Annotated in this window: 6 protein-coding genes; 1 reads left to right on the plus strand and 5 read right to left on the minus strand. The window is 70.1% G+C overall.

The features are described 5' to 3' along the window. Positions 1-330 precede the first annotated feature (330 nt). From FV242_RS32935 to FV242_RS32945, 3 genes are all read right to left on the minus strand, one after another. Positions 331-744, minus strand: a complete 414-nt coding sequence (locus tag FV242_RS32935; protein WP_147941873.1) for a DUF6508 domain-containing protein — start codon at positions 742-744, stop codon at positions 331-333. A 21-nt stretch (positions 745-765) separates the two neighbouring features. Beyond that, positions 766-2316, minus strand: a complete 1551-nt coding sequence (locus FV242_RS32940; protein ID WP_147941874.1) for a hypothetical protein — start codon at positions 2314-2316, stop codon at positions 766-768. 90 nt (positions 2317-2406) lie between these two features. Next, a complete protein-coding gene (locus FV242_RS32945; RefSeq protein WP_147941875.1) occupies positions 2407-2802 on the minus strand; it encodes a hypothetical protein in 396 nt (131 codons plus the stop codon). A gap of 140 nt (positions 2803-2942) precedes the next feature. Between FV242_RS32945 and FV242_RS32950 the strand changes: the two genes are divergently transcribed. Then, positions 2943-3206, plus strand: coding sequence for a helix-turn-helix domain-containing protein (locus FV242_RS32950; protein WP_147941876.1), 264 nt, complete (start codon positions 2943-2945; stop codon positions 3204-3206). Positions 3207-3214: 8 nt separating this feature from the next. Here the strand turns inward: FV242_RS32950 and FV242_RS32955 are convergent, their stop codons facing one another. Next, a complete protein-coding gene (locus FV242_RS32955; RefSeq protein ID WP_147941877.1) occupies positions 3215-3859 on the minus strand; it encodes a hypothetical protein in 645 nt (214 codons plus the stop codon). 1 nt (position 3860) lies between these two features. Next, the coding region (locus FV242_RS32960; RefSeq protein ID WP_147941878.1) for a DUF3768 domain-containing protein at positions 3861-4071 on the minus strand (211 nt) is incomplete at its 5' end.

Consider the following 4071-nt stretch of genomic DNA (forward strand, 5'->3'; position numbering starts at 1 on the left):
GGATGGGGGAATGACGGGACTATCCTGGGGCCCATGCTCATTCGAGCCAGTGTGCTCAATCAGCTCTCTTTCGACACACCGAACCATATGCACGCCCGAAGACGCGCAGCTCTGCGCCAAGTACCGCGCGCCGTCTTGTGGCAGCTTCCAAGCAAGCCGGCAGTGTGCAAGCACCAAATTACTTTACCGAATCACCAACATTGCTGGGCAAGGCAGCTGTAAGGCCTAATATAGTGTCAAGCAGTAGTCTGTGAACGTGAGAATGCCGGCTCAACGCGATAGCGGGCAAGATCTTGCTATCCTCGCACGAGCCCATCCAAGCGGTTGTGCTCATTCACGGTCGAGCTGCTCCGCGCGCCGGAGGACACCGAGGATCAACCTGCTCGCGAACGCCGCAGCGAGCGCGCCCTCGACAAAACGGTCTTGGCGGATCACGACCGTAAGCAGCTGGGCCAGCTGGTGCTCACTGGCGCTGGCGAGCGCGCCTGGCTGGACGCGCAGGCGCCGGGCAACTTCGGTTTGTGCCCAAGCCGCCCAATCAAACCTCTCCAGCACCCAGCCGTGCGCGTAGCAGTCCTCGACGAACCGTTCGGCATTCGCATTCAGCAGGAACGAAACCGCCGAGAAGCAGCCAGGCTCAGCCTCCGGCTGGTGCCACGCGCCTACTGGAGCTGCTGGATCGGCGAACGCGGGAATGTGCTGGATGAGCGCCGCGAACCGGGCGCGCTGACGCTTCAACCTCATCGCGTCCCTCCGCCCGTGGCGTCAGTACGGCCGAACCTCGATCAGGTCGTCGCCGAACGAGTTCTTGCGCACCGTGATCGTCACGAGCCCACGCCGGCCCGATGACCAGTCCGCCACGTACAGGCAGGAACGCGTTGCGGTGGCCTCCGGCAACGTGCGCCCGTCCGTCAGGTCGAGTAGCCCGTTCCCGCCATAACGTGCCCGGTCCGTCGCGTTGGCTGCCTCCATCATCTGCCGGCGCATCGCGACCTGGTTGCAGGGGTCGCTTGCCAGCCGTGCCTGATCCTCGCGCCGGGCTTGGGCTGCCTGCTCGGCCTCGACCTTTTCACGCGCCCGCCGGTCCACGACGCGCTGGGTGTCGTCACGCTTGCGCTGCGCTTCGGCCTCCGACGCCTGCCGCTCGGCCTGCGCTCGGGCCCCCGCCTGCCGCTCCGCCTCGATCCGCGCGGCCCGCTCGCGCTCGCCCGCCGCCTCCGCCCCGCGCTCGCGGTTCTGCCGCTGTAGATCGGCCAGTTCCGTTTCCTGCGCCCGCGCCCGCGCCTCTCGAGCCGGCCGGCCTTGCTCCCACGCCGCAGCCTCCGCCGTGCGCGCCGTTCGAAGCCGGGCGGTGACACGCTCCCGCATCGCCGCGACCTGCTCCTCGTCCGCCCGCGCCAGCTTCGGGCTGGATGCCGCGAGCGCCTCAGACGTCTGAAGCGCGGCCACGAGATCGTCCGCCCCGGTCAGCCGCTCCGCCTCGGCCAGCCGCGCCAGAATGCTGGCCACCTTCGTGGCGCGAGTACCTGCGTCTTGCCGGGCCTGCCGGATGTCGCTCGCCGCACGTCCCTCCATGCCGACGACGACCGCGCGCATCCAGTCCGCATCGGCCTCAGCGGGCGAGCCGGACTGCCGACCGCAGGCGATCACCCGGTTCTCGAAGGCCCGCCATACCTCGTAGGCCCATGCCGCCACCGGAACACCGAATGGCGCCTCCGGTCCGTAGCCCGGCGCACCGCCGCGGCCCCAGGCCCCGACGGTCGCTTGGCTGAAGCGGTCGCAGGACACCGCCTCGAACGCGAATGTGGGGTCGGGCTCGCCGCGCCCCGGTCGCGGGCCGCGCTGACCGGCCATCGGCTCGCCCAAGCGGTTGACGTAGCCGGTGTACGACTTGATGTCCGCTACGCTCTTCTCAACGACGTCCTGCCACTGCGTCCCGGTCATGTCGGCGCCGAAGTCCGGCAGGGTACGCTTGCAGTTGAGCAGTAGGGCCCGGTAGCGGGCGTAGTCGGCCTCGTCCCAGCGATAGATCGACAGGCCGAACAGCGTGGAGAGCTGCTCGCGGAAGCCGCCGCGGGGGCGCTCGCGCTGGTAGACCTCGCAGCTCGGCGGCGTCATCGCGACCGCCCCGGCCTGCGCCCGGGCGCCATCGTGGCCCGCGAGGATGGCTCCGAGGGCGAGTCCGACGAGCCAGCCGGATCGATGGAACGGCCTCGCTCGGTCGAGGTGCAGGGCATCGAGACGGCCTGCCCCAGGACACGCGGGGACGGCGGGCGCAAGGGCCCTATCGGCCGGGAAGCGGCGTGGGTCTGTCATGGCAACCTGCAAAGCTTGACGGAATGGATCGTGCCGCGCGGGGCGGCATCGTCGCCGCGCGACCGAAGTGCTGAGCGGAGTGGTGGGGGCTCACTTGCCCTTGAGGCGGTCGCCCGCGGCCCAGCGCCGTTCGATGTCGGCGACGATGAGGGGGATCGCCTCCTTCGTCTGCACATCGCCGTAGGCCATGCGGAACCGCTCCACGGCTGCCGGTCCGAGCGCCCCGAGCCGGTCGACCGCCGCCTTGATCTCGGGATCGTAGGCGGCGAGCGAGGTCCAGCGGTTGCGGAACGCCTGGGTGTCGCCGGGGCGCTGCTGCGACTTGGCCATGGCCAAGCCGATCAGTGCAGGGGCGAAGAAGAAGCACGTCGCCGCCCAGCGGCGCTTGTTCAGGCCTTTGCGCTTGGCCAGGTCCCAGGCGGCGACAGCCGCGACCACGGCGATCCCGAGGATCGGCCAGAGTGATAGTCCGTCGGTCTCGTTCATGAGTTCGATGTGCTCCTGCTGTTTCGTTGGAACGGGTGATGGTCCCGGGCGCGAGCGCACCGCTCGGCACCATGAAGCTATCGAATTGAGGGACTGTCAGTCCGTCGATTGTCAAGCCGTGGATCGGGTCCTGTCGCGCGATGAACGCGCGGACGATCATCGGTTGGAACCTACGGCGGCTGCGGGTCGAGCGCGGGCTCTCGCAGGAGCGGTTGGCGCTCGCGGCCGGCATCGACCGGGCCTACGTCGGGCGGGTCGAGCGCGGCTCGGAGAACGTTACCGTCACGACGTTGGAGGCGATGGCGACCGCCCTGTCCGTGCCGGTCGCGATCCTGCTGACCGAGCCAGACCCCGATGCCCCGCGGCCGATGCCGTTGCCGGCCGGTCGCAAGCGCGCGTCGTAACCGGGCGGTCATCGCGCGGCCTCGTCAGTTGTCGCGAGGCCGCGGAGATCTAGGAGGATCAGTCGCAGCTCCCGCCAGGGCGACGTCTCGCACGCGGACGGCCCGGGCTCCTGCGTGGAGAGTAGGACAAGCAGCTTCAGCACCACCGCCTCGCGGGTCCAGGCCGGCGTGGTCAGGAGGGCGTCGCTGGCGTCGAGGGCGGCCCCATCGAGGGCGGCCTCGTGCACCTGAGCGGCAGTCAGGCCGGCCTCACATGCCGCAGCGTCCCAGCGCCCCTGGCGGCGCCGGAGAACCCACTGCCGGCGATCCCGAAGGCGGCCCGGCGGTACAGCTTCGGCGATGGTCGCGGCGTCGGCCGCGTAGCGAGGCGTCCCGTCGCCACCGTGGGGCAGCCGCACGCGCGGGGACCCGACCTCGGTCAGCAGCGCCGCTTCCAAGCGGTCGCACGCCGCGAGCGCGGCCGCGTGCCGGTCGACCAACACCCGAAACTCGGCGAACAGCCGCAGCATCGGGTCGGCGCGATGCGTGGCCCCCCCGATCTCCAGCGCCGACCCTGGCGCGCCGGAGAGCAGCGCGAGCAAGCGGCGCCGGGTCGGTGATCCGCGCGTCGGGGGCGCAGCGCCATCGGGTGGAGTGTCGGCGCAGCCGGCCACCTCAATACTCCCTGGCGAGCATGACGGTGAGCACGCGGCGCGTGACGCTGCTGTCGGCTGGGTCCGGGGAAGCGGAGCGCCCGGTGCGGTCGAAGTAATCGATTTTAAAGAAGACACGTTCGCCGGCCGCCTCGACCGCGCCGAAGTCGTTCTCACCGTGCGGGTCATCGTCAGCATCGAACCGGTCGTGGGCGGCGACCGCGTCGAGGATT

Source organism: Methylobacterium sp. WL64 (genome assembly GCF_008039945.1).
Lineage (GTDB): Bacteria > Pseudomonadota > Alphaproteobacteria > Rhizobiales > Beijerinckiaceae > Methylobacterium.

Excerpts from the sequence above, each read along its gene's own strand:
- FV242_RS32935 (WP_147941873.1), bottom strand. The coding sequence starts at position 744 with ATGAGGTTGAAGCGTCAGCGCGCCCGGTTCGCGGCGCTCATCCAGCAC.
- FV242_RS32940 (WP_147941874.1), bottom strand. The coding sequence starts at position 2,316 with ATGACAGACCCACGCCGCTTCCCGGCCGATAGGGCCCTTGCGCCCGCC.
- FV242_RS32945 (WP_147941875.1), bottom strand. The coding sequence starts at position 2,802 with ATGAACGAGACCGACGGACTATCACTCTGGCCGATCCTCGGGATCGCC.
- FV242_RS32950 (WP_147941876.1), top strand. The coding sequence starts at position 2,943 with ATGAACGCGCGGACGATCATCGGTTGGAACCTACGGCGGCTGCGGGTC.